The sequence below is a fragment of the Segetibacter koreensis DSM 18137 genome, assembly GCF_000374045.1.
In the GTDB taxonomy this organism is placed as follows: domain Bacteria; phylum Bacteroidota; class Bacteroidia; order Chitinophagales; family Chitinophagaceae; genus Segetibacter; species Segetibacter koreensis.
This window is the reverse complement of sequence record NZ_KB893314.1, coordinates 318,228-338,685: the sequence shown is the minus strand read 5'-3', so window position 1 is coordinate 338,685 and position 20,458 is coordinate 318,228. Positions and strand designations below refer to the sequence as shown.

The 20,458-nt window shown below is 38.7% G+C and carries 10 protein-coding genes; 6 read left to right on the top strand and 4 right to left on the bottom strand.

Going from position 1 to position 20,458, the window contains the following annotated elements:
* The first annotated feature begins 54 nt into the window (after positions 1-54).
* The 5 genes from rpoB to B154_RS0101490 all read left to right on the top strand — a co-directional run bounded on the left by rpoB (position 55) and on the right by B154_RS0101490 (position 11,662).
* Positions 55-3,858, top strand: coding sequence for a DNA-directed RNA polymerase subunit beta (gene rpoB, locus B154_RS0101510; protein ID WP_018611286.1), 3,804 nt, complete (start codon positions 55-57; stop codon positions 3,856-3,858).
* A gap of 178 nt (positions 3,859-4,036) precedes the next feature.
* Positions 4,037-8,332, top strand: a complete 4,296-nt coding sequence (gene rpoC, locus B154_RS0101505) for a DNA-directed RNA polymerase subunit beta' (protein ID WP_018611284.1) — start codon at positions 4,037-4,039, stop codon at positions 8,330-8,332.
* A 208-nt stretch (positions 8,333-8,540) separates the two neighbouring features.
* The gene (locus tag B154_RS0101500; protein ID WP_018611282.1) at positions 8,541-9,863 is read left to right on the top strand and encodes a DEAD/DEAH box helicase; all 1,323 of its coding nucleotides are present in this window, start codon (positions 8,541-8,543) and stop codon (positions 9,861-9,863) included.
* Between the two features lie 185 nt (positions 9,864-10,048).
* On the top strand, positions 10,049-10,903 hold the full coding sequence (locus tag B154_RS0101495; protein WP_018611280.1) for a phytanoyl-CoA dioxygenase family protein: 855 nt from the start codon (positions 10,049-10,051) through the stop codon (positions 10,901-10,903).
* Positions 10,904-10,975: 72 nt separating this feature from the next.
* The gene (locus tag B154_RS0101490; RefSeq protein WP_018611278.1) at positions 10,976-11,662 is read left to right on the top strand and encodes a 3-keto-disaccharide hydrolase; all 687 of its coding nucleotides are present in this window, start codon (positions 10,976-10,978) and stop codon (positions 11,660-11,662) included.
* Between the two features lie 110 nt (positions 11,663-11,772).
* On the opposite strand, the gene B154_RS0101485 is transcribed toward B154_RS0101490, so the two are convergent.
* A complete protein-coding gene (locus B154_RS0101485; RefSeq protein ID WP_018611277.1) occupies positions 11,773-13,503 on the bottom strand; it encodes a GMC oxidoreductase in 1,731 nt (576 codons plus the stop codon).
* A 252-nt stretch (positions 13,504-13,755) separates the two neighbouring features.
* On the opposite strand from B154_RS0101485, the gene B154_RS0101480 reads away from it, so the two are divergent.
* The gene (locus tag B154_RS0101480) at positions 13,756-14,622 is read left to right on the top strand and encodes a creatininase family protein (protein WP_018611274.1); all 867 of its coding nucleotides are present in this window, start codon (positions 13,756-13,758) and stop codon (positions 14,620-14,622) included.
* 186 nt (positions 14,623-14,808) lie between these two features.
* Here B154_RS0101480 and B154_RS30445 read toward each other — a convergent pair whose 3' ends face one another.
* The 3 genes from B154_RS30445 to B154_RS0101465 all read right to left on the bottom strand — a co-directional run bounded on the left by B154_RS30445 (position 14,809) and on the right by B154_RS0101465 (position 20,294).
* Positions 14,809-17,499, bottom strand: a complete 2,691-nt coding sequence (locus tag B154_RS30445; RefSeq protein WP_018611272.1) for a PAS domain-containing protein — start codon at positions 17,497-17,499, stop codon at positions 14,809-14,811.
* Positions 17,477-18,067: a biliverdin-producing heme oxygenase gene (locus B154_RS27390; protein ID WP_018611270.1), complete on the bottom strand. Its 591-nt coding sequence runs from the start codon at positions 18,065-18,067 to the stop codon at positions 17,477-17,479. The genes B154_RS30445 and B154_RS27390 overlap by 23 nt, the downstream gene beginning before the upstream one ends.
* 97 nt (positions 18,068-18,164) lie before the next feature.
* Positions 18,165-20,294: a prolyl oligopeptidase family serine peptidase gene (locus B154_RS0101465; RefSeq protein WP_018611268.1), complete on the bottom strand. Its 2,130-nt coding sequence runs from the start codon at positions 20,292-20,294 to the stop codon at positions 18,165-18,167.
* Positions 20,295-20,458: the final 164 nt, after the last annotated feature.

The window sequence follows — 20,458 nt, the reverse complement described above, 5'->3', positions numbered from 1 at the left end:
GTATTTCAGTGCTTAGCCTGATTTTTTTTGAATAAAAACCGGTTAATAATATATATGTCTTCAACTAAAGTTCCTAACAGGGTCAGTTTCGGTAAAATTAAAAATTTATCAGAAACACCTGACCTTCTCGACATTCAGTTACAATCTTTCCAGGACTTTTTTCAGTTAGAGACTACGCCCGATAAGCGTAACGTAGAAGGTTTGTTCCGCGTGTTTAAGGAAAACTTTCCAATTACAGACACACGTAACATCTTCGTGCTGGAATTCCTGGATTATTTTATTGACCCACCCCGTTACTCTATTGATGAGTGTATGGAGCGTGGATTAACTTATGCTGTTCCTCTTAAAGCAAAGCTTCGCCTTAGCTGTAATGATGAAGAGCATATTGATTTCCAGACCATCGTTCAGGATGTGTTTCTTGGAAATATACCTTACATGACACCGCGTGGCACGTTTGTTGTTAACGGTGCCGAAAGAGTTGTTGTCAGCCAGCTTCATCGTTCCCCTGGTGTATTCTTCGGTCAGTCTGTTCACCCCAACGGAACCAAGATTTATTCTGCAAGGGTAATTCCTTTCAAAGGTGCGTGGATGGAATTCGCTACAGACATTAATAATGTTATGTATGCTTATATCGATCGTAAGAAAAAGTTTCCTGTAACAACTTTGTTACGTTCTATCGGCTTCGAAACAGATAAAGACATTCTCGAACTTTTTGGAATGGCTGATGAAGTTCCGGCTGAAAAAAAATCACTTGATAAGTTTTTAGGCAAAAAATTAGCTGCACGTGTACTTCGTACATGGGTAGAAGACTTCGTGGATGAGGATACTGGTGAAGTGGTATCTATCGAAAGAAACGAAGTGGTGATGGAAAGAGACACGGTATTGGATGAAAGCGCGATTGAAACCATCAGCGAGATGGATGTAAAAAGTGTGTTCATTCAAAAAGAAGAAGTAAGTGGTGATTATTCTATCATTTACAATACTTTAAATAAAGATACTTCAAACAGTGAGTTAGAAGCGGTTCAGCATATCTATCGCCAATTGCGTGGCGCTGATGCTCCTGATAACGAGACTGCAAGAGGTATTATTGATAAATTGTTCTTTAGCGATAAAAGATATGATCTTGGTGAAGTTGGTCGTTATAAGATTAACCGTAAGCTTGGTTTAACTTTCCCGATCGAGAAGAAAGTATTGACTAAGGAAGATATCATCGAGATCATCAAATATCTTGTTCGTTTAACAAACAGCAAGGCTGAGATTGATGATATTGATCACCTGAGTAATCGTCGTGTACGCACTGTAGGTGAGCAGTTGTATGCTCAGTTCGGAGTTGGTCTTGCGCGTATGGCTCGTACCATTCGTGAAAGAATGAACGTTCGTGACAACGAGGTATTTACACCGGTTGATCTGATCAATGCGAGAACTTTATCTTCAGTTATCAACTCATTCTTCGGTACATCACAGTTATCCCAGTTTTTAGACCAAACCAATCCTCTTTCTGAAATTACGCACAAACGTCGTATTTCAGCTTTAGGACCCGGAGGTTTAAGTCGTGAGAGAGCTGGTTTTGAGGTTCGTGACGTACATTATAGCCACTATGGTCGTTTGTGTACTATTGAAACTCCTGAGGGACCAAACATTGGCTTGATATCTACACTTTGCGTTCACGCAAAAATTAATGAAATGGGTTTCATTGAAACGCCATATCATAAAGTGAATGATGGTAAGGTTGATATGAAAACCCTTACTTTCCTAAGCGCAGAAGAAGAGGACCTTAAAAAAATTGCACAGGCAAGTTCACCATTAAATGACAAAAGCGAATTTGCTGAAGACAGAGTCGTAAGCCGTCAGACAGGTGACTTCCCTATTTTAGATAAAGGAGAAGTGGAATATATGGATGTTGCTCCTAACCAGATTGTTGGTTTAAGTGCTTCCTTAATTCCGTTCCTTGAGCATGATGATGCCAACCGTGCATTGATGGGATCAAACATGCAACGCCAGGCCGTTCCTCTCATCCGTCCTGAGGTTCCTATTGTAGGTACAGGTCTCGAAGGAAAAGCTGCACGTGACGCAAGAATTCAAATTCATGCTGAAGGTGATGGTGTGGTAGAGTTTGTTGATGCGAAAGAGATACATGTTCGTTATACAAGAAACGCTGAAGAAAAACTAGTAAGCTTCGAAGAAGATCTGGTCATTTATAAGTTAACGAAGTTTATCAAAACTAACCAGGCTACCTGTATCAATCTTCGTCCTTCTGTTAAAAAAGGACAAGTGGTTAAAGAGGGAGACTTCTTAACTGAAGGTTATGCAACACGCGATGGAGAGCTGGCGTTAGGTAGAAACCTGAAAGTAGCATTTATGCCATGGAAAGGTTACAACTTTGAAGATGCTATTGTAATCAATGAAAAGGTAGTGCGTGAAGACTGGTTTACTTCAGTTCACATTGAAGAATTTGAACTGGAAGTGCGTGATACTAAATTAGGTGAAGAAGAACTTACTCCTGATATTCCTAACGTATCTGAGGATGCTACTAAAGACCTTGATGAACATGGTATTATCCGCATTGGAGCCCAAATTAAAGAAGGTGATATAATTATAGGTAAGATTACTCCAAAGGGTGAAAGTGATCCTACACCTGAAGAGAAGTTATTACGCGCAATCTTTGGTGATAAGGCAGGTGATGCGAAAGATGCTTCATTAAAAGCTCCGAGCGGAACTGAAGGTGTAGTAATTGACAAGAAATTATTCCAGAGAGCTAAGAAAGATAAAAACACCAAAGTTCGCGAAAAGGCAATTCTTGAGAAGATAGAAAAAGTGCATGAGAAGAATGTAGCCGATATCATGGAAGTGTTGCTTGAAAAATTGCAGACTTTATTGAGAGATAAGCCTTCTGCAGGAGTAAGTAACAATTTTGGTGAAATATTGATTGGCAAAGGTTCTAAGTTCAATCATAAAAACTTGTCGCAGATCGATTATCAGAATGTAAATCCTTTAGGATGGACAAGCGATGCTAAAACTGATGACCAGATCAATACATTGTTGCACAACTTCAATATAAAGTACAACGAAGAATTAGGCCGCTATAAAAGAGAAAAATTCAATATTTCAATAGGTGATGAACTGCCCGCCGGGGTGTTGAAGCTTGCTAAAGTTTACATGGCTGTTAAGCGTAAACTGAAAGTAGGTGATAAAATGGCGGGACGTCACGGAAACAAAGGTATCGTTGCTAAGATTGTGCGTGCTGAAGACATGCCTTTCCTTGAAGATGGTACTCCTGTCGACATCGTTCTTAACCCGCTTGGTGTACCTAGTCGTATGAACCTTGGGCAGATATACGAAACTGTACTTGGATGGGCTGGAGAGAAATTAGGTGTTCGTTTTGCAACTCCGATTTTTGATGGGGCCACTACTGAAGAAATAGCTGATAAAATAGACGAAGCTGGTCTTCCAAGTTTTGGTCATACTTTTTTGTATGACGGAGAAACGGGTGATCGCTTCGACCAGAAAGCCACAGTTGGTATTATTTATATCATTAAACTTCACCACATGGTTGATGACAAGATGCACGCCCGTTCTATCGGACCGTACAGCTTGATTACGCAACAACCTCTTGGTGGTAAGGCTCAGTTTGGTGGTCAGCGTTTTGGTGAGATGGAGGTTTGGGCACTTGAAGCATACGGTGCATCTAACATTCTTCAGGAGTTGCTGACGCTGAAATCTGATGATATCATTGGACGTGCTAAGACTTACGAGGCAATTGTGAAAGGTGAAAACATTCCAAGAGCTGGTATACCAGAATCATTTAATGTACTTGTACATGAATTGAGAGGGTTGGGTCTTGACCTGAAATTTGAATAGCTTCTAACCCCCAAGGGGGAATAAAGGAAAAATATAATCGGGAGAGTGAGATGTAGGTGTGAAAGCTTACATCTCATTTCTGCTGATAAAGAGGTAAAGGCTGAAGTGAGTGACACAACGGATGTTGGGTTAAGTTCTACAGCCTGTAAACAAAAAAATAAAATCGGAATTACGATATATGGCAATTAAAAAAGATAACCGTCCAAGGCCTACGTTTTCTAAGATTACGATTGGCCTGGCATCTCCCGACAGTATCCTGGAAAAGAGCTTCGGTGAGGTTTTAAAGCCTGAAACCATAAACTATCGTACTTACAAACCTGAAAGAGATGGTTTGTTTTGCGAAAGGATTTTTGGTCCGGTGAAGGATTATGAATGTGCCTGCGGTAAATACAAGCGTATCCGGTATAAGGGTATCGTTTGTGACCGTTGTGGTGTTGAGGTGACAGAAAAGAAAGTACGTCGTGAAAGAATGGGGCACATTAAGCTTGTGGTTCCTGTTGTTCACATCTGGTACTTTAAATCTCTTCCTAACAAAATTGGTTATTTATTGGGAATGAGTTCTAAGAAATTAGAAACGATTGTTTATTATGAGCGTTTTGTAGTAATTCAGTCAGGTGTCCGTGCTGATAAAGGCCAGAACTTCGGTGATCTTTTGACCGAAGAAGAGTACCTTGATATATTGGATGCCTTACCAAAAGACAACCAATATCTGCCTGATGAGGATCCAAACAAGTTCATTGCAAAAATGGGTGCTGAAGCAGTTCATGACCTGTTGCAAAGAATCGATTTGGACCAATTATCATTTGATTTAAGAAATGCTGCGGCACATGAAACATCACAACAACGTAAAGCGGATGCCTTAAAACGTTTAAGTGTGGTTGAATCTTTCCGTGACGCTAATACACGTATTACTAATCGCCCTGAGTGGATGGTAATGCAGTATATTCCTGTTATTCCTCCTGAACTTCGTCCGTTAGTACCCCTTGATGGTGGTCGTTTTGCGTCTTCTGATTTGAATGACCTTTACCGTCGTGTAATTATCCGTAACAACCGTTTAAAGCGTTTGTTAGAGATTAAAGCACCAGAGGTTATACTGCGCAACGAAAAAAGGATGTTGCAGGAAGCGATTGACAGTTTGTTCGATAACTCGAGAAAATCAAACGCTGTTAAAGCTGAAGGTGGACGTGCTTTGAAATCTCTTTCTGATGTATTGAAAGGTAAACAAGGTCGTTTCCGTCAGAACCTGTTGGGTAAACGTGTTGACTACTCTGGTCGTTCGGTTATTGTAGTAGGTCCTGAAATGAAAATGCATGAGTGTGGTCTTCCAAAAGATATGGCTGCCGAGCTTTTCAAACCATTTATCATTCGTAAGCTAATTGAAAGAGGTATCGTAAAAACTGTAAAATCTGCTAAGAAATTAGTTGATAAGAAAGAAGCAGTTATTTGGGATATTCTTGAAAATATATTGAAGGGTCATCCAATTCTTCTGAATCGTGCACCTACTTTGCACCGTTTGTCCATCCAGGCTTTCCAGCCTCGTTTGATAGAAGGAAAGGCGATTCAGTTGCATCCTTTGGTTACAACATCTTTCAACGCTGACTTTGATGGTGACCAGATGGCGGTACACGTACCACTTAGCCATGCTGCAATCCTTGAGGCTCAGTTACTGATGCTTTCTTCTCACAATATCTTAAACCCTCAAAACGGTACACCTATTACCCTTCCTTCACAAGACATGGTATTAGGGCTGTATTATATAACGAAGGGTAGAAAGAGCACAGACGATAATAAGGTAAAAGGTGAAGGCAAGGCTTTCTACTCCATGGAGGAAGTTATTATTGCCTATAACGAAAAACAAGTTGACCTGCACGCTCACATAAAAGTGAAAACTTTAGTGAGAACCAGTAAAGGTGAATTGTATCAAAAATTAATTGATACTACAGTTGGTAGAGTATTATTTAACCAGTTTGTTCCAAAAGAAGTTGGTTATGTAAATGCTTTATTGACGAAGAAAAGTCTTCGTGAAATAATCGGTGATATCATTAAAATTACTGACGTTCCTAAAACGGCTAAGTTTCTTGATGATATTAAGACACTCGGTTTCCGTATGGCATTTAAAGGTGGTTTGTCATTCAACATTAATGACCTGATTATACCTGATATCAAAAATCAGTTGCTTGAAAATGCGAAAGCTGAAGTAGAGGAAGTGTGGGATAACTATAATATGGGTCTTATTACCAATAACGAGCGTTATAACGGTATTATTGACATCTGGAGCCGTGTTGACACTCGTATCACAGAAACTTTGATTCGCGAAATGGCGAGTGATAAACAAGGTTTCAATTCTGTGTATATGATGCTTGACTCAGGTGCCCGTGGTAGTAAGCAACAGGTTAAACAGTTGGCAGGTATCAGGGGTCTGATGGCTAAGCCGCGTAAAAGTGGTAGCTCAGGAAATGAGATTATTGAAAATCCAATCCTTTCCAACTTTAAAGGTGGACTAAACGTATTGGATTACTTCATCTCTACCCACGGTGCCCGTAAAGGCTTGGCGGATACAGCGTTGAAAACAGCCGATGCCGGTTACTTAACCCGTCGTTTGGTTGACGTTGCTCAAGACGTTGTTATTACTGAAGAAGATTGTGGTACATTACGTGGTATTGCTACCAGTGCTTTAAAGGATAATGAAGATGTAGTAGAGCCATTGTTCGACAGAATTTTGGGTCGTACATCGTTGCATACTGTTCTTAATCCTGTTACAGATGAGTTGATAGTTGAAGCTGGTCAACAAATAGATGAGGACATCGCCAAGACAATTGAAGATGCAGGAATTGAAACCGTTGAAATTCGTTCGGTATTAACCTGTGAGGCAAAACGTGGTGTGTGTGTAAGATGTTATGGTAAAAACCTTGCTACAGGTTACACAGCGCAGCGTGGAGATGCTGTTGGTATCATTGCTGCACAATCAATCGGTGAGCCAGGTACTCAGTTAACGCTTCGTACCTTCCACGTGGGTGGTGTCGCTGGTTCCGCTTCTGTAGAAAGTACATTGAATGCTAAGTTTGACGGTACTATTCAGTTTGATGGTTTAAGAACTGTTGATACTTTAAACAATGAAGGTGATAAAGTAAAAGTTGTTATAGGTCGTACGGGTGAAGTACGAATTATGGATGTTAAGAACGACCGGTTACTGATCACTAACAACGTTCCTTACGGTGCAACTTTACAGGTTAAAGATGGCCAAAAGGTAAATAAAGGCGATGTTATTTGTTCATGGGATCCATTTAATAATGTAGTTGTTGCTGAAATAGCTGGTGCTATTAAGTTTGAAAATATTATTGATAGCGTTACTTACCGTGAAGAGGCTGATGAGCAAACAGGTCACCGTGAAAAAGTAGTTATTGAAACTAAGGATAAAACCAAAATCCCGGGACTGATCGTAGAAGGCGCTAAGGAAACGAAAATGTATAACCTGCCTGTCGGAAGCCACATTGTGTTAGATGAAGGTGAAGAAGTGAAACAAGGACAAGTGCTGGTTAAAATTCCAAGGGTGTTAGGTAAGTTGAGAGATATTACCGGAGGTCTTCCAAGAGTAACGGAATTATTTGAGGCAAGAAACCCCAGCAATCCTGCGGTAGTTTCTGAAATCGATGGTGTTGTTAGCTTTGGTAACATTAAGCGCGGTAATCGTGAGATAATAGTTGAGGCAAGAGATGGTGTTGTTAAGAAATATCTTGTTCCGTTAACCCGCCAAATACTTGCACAAGACGGTGACTTCGTAAAAGCAGGTACCGCTCTTTCTGATGGTTCAACTGCCCCAGCTGATATTTTGGCTATTAAAGGTCCGTTTGCCGTACAGGAATATGTAGTGAATGAAATTCAGGAAGTGTATCGTTTGCAAGGTGTGCGTATCAATGACAAGCACATTGAAGTAATCGTACGCCAAATGATGAAGAAAGTTGAAATTCAGGATCCGGGAGATACAAGATTCCTTGAAGGAGATACAGTTGACCGTATTGAATTCAATGAAGAGAATGATTATATTTTTGATAAGAAAGTAGTGGTTGACTCAGGTGAAAGCACTAAGTTGAAAGCCGGTCAGATCGTAAGCTTAAGAGAAGTGAGAGAAGAAAATTCAATCCTTCGCAGAAGCGACAGAAAACTGATTGAATTCAGAGATGCGGAATCTGCTACATCATCACCATTATTGTTAGGTATCACTAAAGCATCGCTTGGTGTACAAAGCTGGATTTCTGCGGCTTCCTTCCAGGAAACAACCAAAGTATTGAGCTCTGCAGCAATTATGGGTAAAACAGATGATATGCTGGGATTGAAAGAAAACGTTATTACAGGTCATGCGATACCAGCAGGTACAGGATTAAGAGAATTTGAAAATATGATTGTCGGAAGTAAAGAGGAATACGAACTGCTGGCAACAGCACGGGAAGCCATGAGCTTTGACGATGAAGAATAGTTTCTCTAAGTCTCAGGATTATTTTAAGTATTTAAAAAAGCAGGAAGTGAAAACTTCCTGCTTTTTTATTGTTAGCAATATCAAATCTTATCTTTTAAAAGAACAATAGTGTTGCGTTTAGTTAACAAAGCAGTAATCTTCATTCAATATCAATTAGCGGAAAAGGTAATCAAAAGGCTTGCTACTGTAACTTTCGTACTTTTGCCAAATGGCTCAAGTAAAATATTCTACAGAACAAATTCTTTCAAATCTAAAGATTGAAAATCTAAATGAAATGCAAGTAGCCTCAATAGAGGCAAATGAAAAGCATAATGATATCATTCTTCTTTCATCTACAGGCTCTGGCAAAACACTTGCATTTCTGCTGCCCGCGCTGCAATTATTACGTTCAGACATTTCTTTAACGCAGGTTTTGATTATAGTTCCATCGCGAGAACTGGCTTTGCAGATAGAAAAGGTTTTTAAAACAATGGGTACCGATTTTAAAGTTACCAGTTGTTATGGAGGTCATTTGCGGGAAACAGAAGAGAACAACTTATCGCAGGCTCCTGCTGTGATAATAGGAACACCCGGCCGCCTCGCGGATCATATACGCAGGGGAAATATTGAAACAGAAAACATTGAAACTCTTGTTTTAGATGAGTTTGATAAATCGATTGAACTAGGCTTTCAGGATGAAATGTCTTTTATCATTGGTTCATTAAAAAATCTAAAAAAGCGAATTCTTACATCGGCTACAGAGGCAGCTGAAATACCTGATTTTATCGGATTGATCGATCCGGTGCGATTAGACTATCTATCTGAAGAAAATAATGCGGCACTCGCCATACAGGCAGTAAAAAGTGATGATAAAGACAAATCAGAAACACTGTTTAAATTGATTTGTTTTTTAGGAAACAGGTCAACTATTATATTTTGCAATCACAGGGAGGCAGTTGAGCGAACCAGCAAATTTTTATCAGATAAAGGCATTGTAAATGTATTCTATCATGGGGCATTGGAGCAGCCGGAACGCGAGGTTGCATTATCCAAATTTAGAAACGGTACTTCCAATATTTTAGTTACCACAGACCTTGCTTCCAGAGGTTTAGATATTCCAAACATACGTTACATTATTCACTACCATTTGCCGCAAACTCAAGATGTATTTACCCACCGCAACGGCAGAACGGCAAGAATGGAAGCAAGCGGCACAGCAATTCTAATTCTCTCGCCTGATGAAACATTGCCTGCCTACATTTCTTCAACTGTTGATGAAATACGATTGCCTGAGACACCGACTATACCGGAAAAGCCTAAATGGTCGACTCTTTTTATAGGTGCAGGCAAAAAAGATAAAGTCAACAAAATCGATATTGTAGGTTTTTTAATCAATAAAGGACAACTGAAAAAAGAAGATATAGGATTAATTGAGGTAAAAGATTTTTTCTCATTCGCAGGCGTGCGCAAAGTAAAAGTTGGAAATACATTGGAAAAGATTAAAAATGAAAAAATAAAGAATAAAAAGGTAAAGATTGATATAGCTAAATAAGTCTTCTTTTTAGTCTTTTTCGGTTGCAAACATTCGTTCTCTATTATTCATCGTTGCGTCGCATTATGTTCATCTGCAAACTTTCAGTCAACTTTTCTCACATAAAAAACAATAAAAGCCTTACTTTACAATTTCAAAATTATACGACTACAATATAAAATTCAGAACCTTTAAAACGATTGTTTATGTCATTTCAATTAACTCCCGAGCAGATTGCAGCATATCACCGCAACGGATATTTGGTAGTGAAGAATTTCTGTTCAAAGCAGGAGACTGACAAGCTTTATTCAACAGCGTTGCAGGACAAGGCCATGCAAAACAATGCTTTGGACCTTAACGATCAAACAGGTAAAAAAACAAAACTTTCTCTTTGGTTCACCCCCGGCAACGATGTTTTCGGTTATCTTACACGAAGCGAGAAAATGGTAAATTCGGTAGCTCAACTTTTAGATAGTGATTCTCCCGTTTGTCATTTTCATTCTAAACTGATGCAAAAGGAACCAAAGGTTGGTGGCGCATGGGAATGGCACCAGGACTATGGATATTGGTATAAAAACCAGTTTATGTTTCCAGATCAAATGATGAGTGTGATGGTGGCTCTGACAGCCGCAAATAAAGAAAATGGATGTTTGCAGGTAATTAAAGGCTCCCATAAGTTAGGAAGAGTAAACCATGGGTTTGCCGGCGAACAAGTCGGTGCTGATATGGTAATGGTGAATAATGCATTAAAAACAATGGAACTTGTGTATAGTGAATTGGAGGCAGGAGACGCGCTCTTTTTTCACAGTAATATTCTTCATCGTTCTGAGGCTAACTTGTCGGATCGGCCGAGGTGGTCAGTCATTTCCTGTTATTGCTCGCAATCAAACATAGCATATAATGAAACCTCTACTTCCTGGAAAGAGCCTGTACATATTGTACCTGATGAAGCAATTTTGCAATGGAAAGCAGAATCGTTATCACAGGCAGATTTTTTGAAAAAAGAAAATGATCCGGCTTTAAAAGAAACTGGTTGGGAAAAAGAAGTGACAGTACAATAAATACTGCCCCTTTGTTTTCAAGCTTGTAAACTATTCTATCAACAATACTATTTATTAACTTTTTTAAACTTTATGATAAAAAGATTAATTGTTCTGCTAACTCTCATAAGTATTATCAGTGTTGCAACAGCACAAACGGGGTCAAAAGAAACCGCCACTAAAAAAAATGTATGGAGACCTCTTTTTGCAAATGATTTGTCAAATGCTTCTTATCCTGCAGGAGTATGGTCTGTTGAAAATGGAGTGCTTACAGCTACCGAAGACAAATCTATTTGGTCCGATAAACAATATGAGAATTTTGTATTGGACCTTGAGTTTAAAAACGCACCAGGAACCAATAGCGGCGTTATTGTTTATTGTACCGATACTGCCAACTGGATACCTCATTCTGTTGAAATTCAGATAGCAGACGATTATTCAAAGCAATGGTCAGAGTCTCCTAAAAACTGGCAATGCGCTGCTATTTTCGGCCATCTGGCTGCTAACAAGCAAAAGGTAGTGAAAAAGCCGGGCGAATGGAATCACTATGTTATTACTTGCAAGGGGCAGCATATTTCCATCGAATTAAATGATCAGAAAGTGACGGATATAGATATGAGCAAATGGACATCTAATAAGAAAAATCCTGACGGTTCTGATGTTCCTTCCTGGTTATCTAATCCCCTCTCACAATTACTCACAAATGGTTATATTGGCTTGCAGGGAAAACATGCAGGGGCTCCAATCTGGTTTAGAAATGTTAAGATAAAAGAACTATAAAAAGTTTGGTATTACTTTAAATAGGCTGAAAGGGTCAAAATAGGCTGAAAGGGTCAGTTGCACAAGTGTTCAACAAATCCTTTCAGCCTAATTTTTATTACAACATTCTTTTACAGATTTCCCTTTTTCAATTCATCTACTGCGTGGTTTGCAGCTCTTGCTGTTAACGCCATAAAGGTTATTGATGGGTTTTGTGTAGCAGTAGATGTCATGCAGGCGCCATCAGTTACAAACACGTTGTCGCAGGCATGTAATTGATTCCACTTGTTTAGCAAAGATGTTTTTGGATCTTTTCCCATTCTTACTCCGCCCACTTCGTGAATGTCTAAACCTGGTGCTTGTTTACTGTCACTGGCTTTTATGTCTTTGCATCCTGCAGTATGCAGCATTTCTTCTCCCTGGGTTAAAAAATCTTTTAATAATTTTTCGTCGTTGTCATCATAATCTACAGAAGTAATTAGCAACGGAATTCCCCAAGCGTCTTTTTTATCGCTGCTTAAACGCACATGATTACTTTCTTTCGGAATAGTCTCACCCTGTAGCATCATAGAAACAAACCATCCACCTGGTTCTGAAAAAGAATCTTTAAAAGTTCCACCAATGGTTTCTGCCGGAGGTTCGCTGCCACCACCACGCCCAGCGCCGAAATGAACTGTATAACCTCTTAAAAAATCCATTTCCTGTTTGTGTACATTTCTAAAATTAGGCATCATAGCCTGGGTGGGCCTTCGCCCGTAATAATACTTATCCTCGTAGCCATCAAAACTCGCAGACAAGGTTCCACGATAATTATGAAATGCTACATATTTTCCCATTAAGCCGTTATCATTACCTAATCCGTTAGGAAAACGGCGCGATGTAGAATTCAGTAAAATAAGGTTGGAATTTAAACAGGCAGCATTTACAAAAATCACTTTTGCAAAGTATTCTGTAGCCTTTTTTGTTTCCGCATCTATTACCCTTACGCCCGTTGCTTTTCCTTTATTTTCATCATAAATGATAGAATGTACTACAGCGTGTGTCTTTAAAGTAAGATTACCTGTTTTTTGTGCCCAGGGAATAGTGGATGAGTTAGAACTGAAATATCCGCCGAAGGGGCAGCCACGCTCGCAAAGACTTCTTGCCTGGCATTGGTTACGACCTTGTTGTATGTGTATTTCCTGTGGCTTGGTTAGGTGTGCACACCGCCCGATAATAACATGCCGGTCTTTGTAACCTGCCATTATTTTTTGCTGAATTTCTTTTTCAACGCAGTTTAATTCCCAAGGGGGTAAAAACTCGCCATCGGGCAGCGTATCTAATCCATCTTTATTGCCGGATATGCCTGCAAATTTCTCTACGTAACTATACCATGGGGCTATATCATCATATCTTATTGGCCAGTCAACTGCAAAGCCATCTCTTGCCGGCCCCTCAAAATCATACTTACTCCACCGCTGCGTTTGCCTTGCCCACAACAAAGATTTTCCTCCCACCTGGTACCCACGTATCCAGTCAAAAGGTTTTTCCTGTATGTACGGATGCTCTTTATCTTTTACAAAAAAATGTTGAGATGTTTCATTAAAAGCATAACATCTATCTACAATAGGATTGTCTTTTGACACCTGTGCTGTTAAACGCCCCCTGTGCGTAAATTCCCATGGATTTTTTGTCGCTGTAGGATAATCTTTTAAATGCACTACATCTCTGCCTCTTTCCAACACCAGTGTTTTTAATCCCTTTTCACAAAATTCTTTAGCGGCCCATCCTCCGCTGATACCTGACCCAATAACTATGGCGTCAAATGTGTTTTGATTAACTCCTCTTGAGTTAAGATTTACTTTGGAAGAATCGCCGGGCATAAGTTAATTTTTTTTACAGTCTTAGACTTTAAATAATAGGGAATAAGATAAAAGATGCTTTGTTGCTGACAGAATATTTTCATCGTGCGGTAATTGACACTTACTCTTACATTCGACGATTTATTCAAGTTTTCCTAAACAAATGTATCAAATACCTCTTTTACATCTTCATCATTTTTTAGTATAATTTATTAGAACTATGAAAACTGAAATTACATATTTTTACGATTATTGTTAAAACAAATCGAACACATGAAAGTAAAACTATTCTTATTATTTCTTATTTTCTCTGGTTACACAATTGCCCAGCAACTTCCCGCGCGTTGGGATGAACTTACAGCTACTGACTGGCAGGCCGCACTTGACAAGTCATCTAAAACCTGCATTCTTCCAATTGGCATTCTTGAAAAACATGGCCCTCACTCTCCCCTGGGAACTGATCTTATTCATGTGCGCGAATGGTCTTCACGTGCTATAAAGCAGGAATATGCTGTGGTTTTTCCCGATTATTTTTATGGCCAGATAAATGAAGCCCGGCATCAGCCCGGTACTTTTGCTTTGCCCAGTCGAGTAATTTTCGATTTGCTTGAAGCTACCTGTGATGAAATCGCACGCAATGGATTTAAAAAAATAGTTATCCTAAACGGTCATGGTGGAAACCCTGAATTCATTCAGTTCTTTATGCAGTCTTTTTTAAATAAGCGTCATAACTATGCTATTTATTTTTATAATCCCGGCCCCGATTCTGCTTATGCAACGCAAATGAAAAAATTGTGGAAATCTGATCAGAAAGGTGACATGCACGCAGGCGAAAGAGAAACATCAACATTGTTGTATTACCGTCCTGATCTTATGAAAATGGACAGGGCAACAACACAGTCAGGAGCTGACCAAAAAAGATCAAGCCTGCCTAATGTGTATACTCCTATCTGGTGGTATTCTTCGTTCCCAAATCATTATGCAGGAGAAGGAGCCAAAGCCACAAAAGAGCTTGGTGAAATTATAGCGAAGCATGAAATAGATTCCTTTGTAAAAGCCTTAAAGGTTATCAAGGACGATGATAAAACTTTGCAATTGCAAAATGAGTTTTATGATAAAGTTGATAATCTGCAAAAATAAATGACATAACTCTCTGAGAGTTTATTTAAAAACAGATGCCGTTTGCAATAATTTATCTTCAAGTTTGCAGAGTGTAAGACGCTAGTTGCAATTTAAATAAACAAAGGAGCTTGTAGGATTACTTTAAAAATTAATAGAAACTAACCCATTCTTTATTAAAATATATTTTGTAAAAAAGAATGGGTTTTATGTTTGATTTACGGGTAAAATAAAATTAAAATATGCACCTTCATTTACAATTCCGTTAGCTTTAATAATTCCACGATGATTATCAATGATTTTTTTAACTATAGAAAGACCGATTCCTGTGCCTCCGGTTTCGTTTCTTGGTAACAGTCTCTGGAATATCTGAAATATTTTTTCTGAATATTTTTTATCGAATCCTAACCCGTTATCCATAATTATTATTTCTACAAAAGGCCCATTGTCTACTTCCTGAGCGTCAAAATCGGCCGAGGACAAATAGCGGCTTGAGATCTGAATTACAGGCGGCCGATCAGGAGAAGTGTAATACAAAGCATTAGAGATAAGATTTTGAAAAACCTGTTCCATTTGTCCCTTCCTCGCTTTTATTGCAGGGAGGTTAGAAATGATTATTTCCGCTTTTTTTTCGTCTATTAATAGTTCGAGGTTTTGCAAAACATTCTCAACTACTACAGTGAGATCTGTTTGTTGCCATAGATTCTGCTCAGCGATAGATGAATAAGAAAGCAGGTCGATGATGAGACTTCTGATACGGTGAGAAGAAGCGATGATTTTATTGATATATACTTCTGCTTTATCATGATCTTCGCTTAAGTATTTTTCTTTTAAAATTTTGCTGAAGACCTGGATTTTTCTCACCGGTTCCTGCAGGTCGTGACTGGCAATAAAAGCATATTGCTGTAGTTCATTGTTGCTTTTTTCCAGTTCATTATTCAACGCGGTCAATTCCTCAGTTCTCTTTTTTACGTTCTGTTCCAGGGTTTGCTCCATCTTTTTCTGCTCGTCGATGTTGGTACATGTTCCAAACCATTTTATAACGTTTTTATTGTTATCCAACAAAGGCAACGCTCTTCCTAAAAACCAGGTATATGTTCCATCATTTCTTCTTAGCCTGTATTCTATTTCATAATTTTTTTTCTGCATTACAGATTCCTGCCACCGGGCAAGGGTCTTTTGATAGTCTTCCGGATGCAGGTTCTCTATCCATCCCTCAAGGCTTTGCTGCTTAGACTGGCCCGTAAAGGAATACCATTGTTCATTAAAAAAATCTACAGAGCCGTCAGCTTTGGCTGTCCAAAGCAATTGAGGCATAAGGTTAGCCATAAAAGTAAATTCTTCTATTGCCACCTCCAATTCTTTATTTTTCCGCTTTAAAGAATATTCAACTAAAAAATTCCTGAATTTTTGGGCTGTTGCCAATTCATCTGTCGTCCATGGTACACTATTTTTCTTTACGGTTTCCTTCCAGGTCTCAAAAGAATTGCGCGGATGGTAACGGGTAGAATTTTTTTCGAAAGTGATGGTTTCGTTAGGATTGCCTCCCCATTTTACCTGTTGTATTGCCTCAGGTCTAAAGGCGAGAAGATAATTGCCTGCTTCGGGATCTATTGGTAAAGCCACCAGGCCACTGGCGATTTGCACATACGTGTCAGCCTTGCCAAAAGCAAATGATAGGGCTGGCAGGTGTAACATTTGTGTAATTTTTTTACTCAGCAGCCATTGTTGCAGATCCAATATATCCGATTCTTCAGGCGTAAGACCAAACATTTCTATTGTGCCGTTCCAGCAGATAGCAAGGCCTTCAGCGCTTAATAGTCTCAACAATGTTTCTTTGTTATATGCAAACATGTTTACGATATCATCGAACAATGCCACTTGTTCAATAATGTTTATTAAGTAACTGTTGAGTTCATCTGTTCTGTCATTTGAGATTTTATTTAAAACAGATCCAATTTTTGATGACAAAACATTAGATATCAATTCAAAAAAAGAAGTTTCTTCGAAAGACAAATACTTAGCTTGCAAATGGTGGCAGGAAATAAGTCCCCACAAGTTTTCCTGGTGAATGATACGGGTGCTCATAGAAGCAACGATGCCCATATTTTTTAAATATTCAATGTGCACGGGTGCAACACTTCGCAATTTACAATCAGATAGATTGGTGGCCGTATTGGTAACAGGATTTACAAAAGGCGAAAGTGGCACAGGCTCATAATCACGGTTAGGAATTAAACGAAAAGGATTTTTAAAATAAAGATCTCTTGCTTGCTTCGGTATATCAGAGGCTGGGAATTTTAAGCCAAGATAAGAATCCATGGCCTTTTCTCTTGCTTCTGCTATAACTGTTCCATTCCACGCTTCGTCAAAGGAGTAGATCATTACCTTATCGAAACCGGAAATCCTTTTAATTTCGTTTGCTGCAATATGACAGGTTTCATTTACCGTTGTTGCATTGTCAAAAGCAGATATGACTTGCTTTAATTGTTCAAATACATTTATAAAGGAGCCCTTTTTTTCAATCTCATCTGCAAATTCAACTTCTATAAGCAAAAGATCATCTTTTTCATGAATAAGTGCCATGTAAGCTTTTGCTACTCCATCAATTGTAAAGGTGAGATTCTGGGGGATCTTTGTTTTAAATTTGGTAGCTGAATTTACAGATTGAATTGCATCAAAACTTTCTTCCGTTATTATGTCCTTTATTGATCGCCCAACAATTTCTTCCCTTGTAAGGCCAGTTAACTCAGCAACATTTTCACTTGTCTGCACTACAATTAATAAAGCTTTGTCTAAAACTATTAAAACACCATGTGGCTGTATAAGATTGGTGTTATGCAGGGGTTGCTTGCCACAAAAAATTGCATCGTAATTAGTATTTTTTGTTCCCGTCATTATTCTTATTTAAAGTCCATTTATCTAACAATACAAAAGTTTCAATAGCAGATTGAACAACTTCTTCAACATCTTTTTCGTGGATATTGGTATCAAGATGATCTTTGAAGATTTGCCACATTAACATGTTTTGCTCTTCATATCCTTTAAAAAAAGACATTGCATCTTTTCGCTCCTGCAATGCAGGTTTTTGAATCAACATTTGAACAATGTGTTGTCCGCCCATTGTAGATCCTTCCAGTACGTACATTGCGCCTGCAGCCTGTAAGTAGCTATTAATCAGAGGTATTTCTCCTGCTACCGGCAGCGGCCTTGTATAATTTAAGTTACGTAAATCTGAAATAATAAATGATGATCTTTTTCTTAATTCTATATCAGGTAGAATGGTATTAGTAATATGTTTTTCTATTTCATTCTCAACCGGGGCAAAATAACCATAGAAAGTAGTAAGAATGTTGGTATAATCATCTAAATTATTAATTGATTTAAATTTTTCTACGAGGGTTTTCTCAGTTTTTATATGCGCTTTTTTACACGATAATTTTAATATCTCCGTCACAGTTTTCATAAGATCGATATTTAAAAAAAATAATGCCAGTAAAGGTTTCTTTCTCTGTTGTTTTCATATGAATAAGTTGCAATCTTCGTGAACCTCTTCTTCAGGGTTACAATGCTTTTTGCGGGTAGGTAAGTCCAATATTGTATAAAAGAAAAGCCCATTTATCAGCCTGTTCTTCAATAATTTTAGATGTAGGCTTTCCTGCTCCATGACCTGCTTTTGTCTCAATTCTTATCAATGCAGGATTATTGCAACCATGCGCTGCCTGTAAAGAAGCTGCAAATTTAAATGAGTGGGCAGGCACTACACGGTCATCGTGGTCTGCAGTGGTAACCAGGGTAGCCGGGTAGCATGTTCCTTTTTTTAAGTTGTGAACAGGAGAATATTTATATAAATAATTAAACATTTCTTTATTGTCATCCGCTGTTCCATAATCGTAAGCCCAACCTGCGCCTGCGGTAAATTTGTGATAACGCAGCATATCCATAACACCTACTGCAGGAAAACAAACCTTGTATAGGTCGGGGCGTTGCGTCATACAAGCGCCAACTAACAATCCTCCATTCGATCCACCGGAAATAGCAAGATAATCTTTGGAAGTATATTTTTCTCTCACCAGGTATTCGGCTGCAGCGATAAAATCATCAAAAACATTTTGTTTGTGCAACTTTGTACCGGCGTTGTGCCATACATCGCCATACTCCCCACCACCACGAAGATTTGCGACTGCATAAATACCTCCATTTTCTAAAAAGACAATATCGCTGACACTAAATGCCGGAGTCAGACTAACATTGAAGCCTCCATACCCGTACAGCATTAAAGGGTTTTTACCGTTAAGCTGCATTCCTTTCTTATAGGTAATTATCATTGGTATTTTAGTACCGTCTTTAGATGCGTAAAACACCTGTTTACTTTCAAAATCATCAGGATTAAACTTTACACCAGATTTTTTATAAACAGAAGATTTACCAGAAATTATATCGTATTTAAGAATAGTTGACGGGTACACATAAGAAGTATAGGAATAATAAACCTCTTTTTCTTCCTTTTTTCCACTAAAACCGCTTGCAGTTCCTAAACCGGGTAAAGCAATCGTCTTTACCTTTTTACCATCTCTTGTATATTCTTCAATCTCTGATACTGCGTCTTTTGTGTACTGCGCAAAAAATCTTCCTCCGCAGGTAGACACAAATAATGGAAACTTAGTTTCAGGTATAACGTCTTTCCAATGTTGAGCAGTAGGAGTTGAGGCATCTGTGACAACCAATTTTCGGTTTGGCGCTTTAAGATTTGTACTAATGTAAAGCTTGCCTTCGTCGGCATCTACAACATCTTGTTCATTTTCAAAACCTGTAACTACCGGCACTATTCCGGCATCTGGTTTCGTAAGGTCTTGTAGGTATAATTCATTGCCATAAGTTGCATTTGCCGCCGATATAACAAGGTAATGCTGGTTTTCGGTCACTTGTCCACCTATGTAGCGCCTTGGTGTTGCTTCTCCGCCAAAAATTAGTTTGTCTGCCTTTTGCGGCGTTCCCAGTTTATGAAAATATAGTTTGTGTATCTGAGTTTTTCCTGAAAGTTGACTGCCCTCTTTCGGCTTATCATAACTGCTGTAATAAAAACCTTCATTATTGCGCCACGAAAGCTCGCTAAACTTTACATCCTTCAGTGTATCATCAAGTGGTTTTTTTGTTTGTGTATTCAGGATAATTACTTTGCGCCAGTCTGACCCGCCTTCAGAAAGTTGGTAGGCAGCAAGAGAGCCATCTTTCGTAAAATCGATGCCGGCAAGCGAAGTGGTGCCATCAGGTGAAAACGTATTTGGGTCAAGGAAAACTTCGGGTTGCTCACCATTCTTCTGCCGGTATAATACCGCCTGGTTTTGCAAGCCGTCATTTTTATAAAAATAGGTGTATTCGCCTTCTTTAAAAGGCGCCGAATATTTTTCGTAGTTCCATAACTCGGTCAGTCTGTTTTTAATTGCATCTCTATAAGGGATTTTTGAGAGGTACTCATTGGTTACCTCGTTTTGCCTTTGTACCCAATCTTTGGTGTCTTCCGCCATGTCATTTTCCAGCCACCTGTAAGGGTCCAAAACCTTTGTTCCAAAAAAATCATCTGCCTGGTCTGTTGTTTTTGTTGCAGGATACGAGCCTGCAAAAGAGCCCGGCCTTTGTGCCATTACTGTCATGGTTACAAAAATGACTAAACAAAATGAAAACAATTTCATAATAAGGGTTTGGGTTGGAAAAATAATAAAAAATTGAGTTAGAAAATAATGTACCTAAGGTTACGAACAAAAAGTTCGCGATTTTAATTTCAAGCTAAATGTTCCTATTCTTTATTATATATTTTTTACTCATTCTACCATTCGTCATGTTTTTTAGTCTTTTA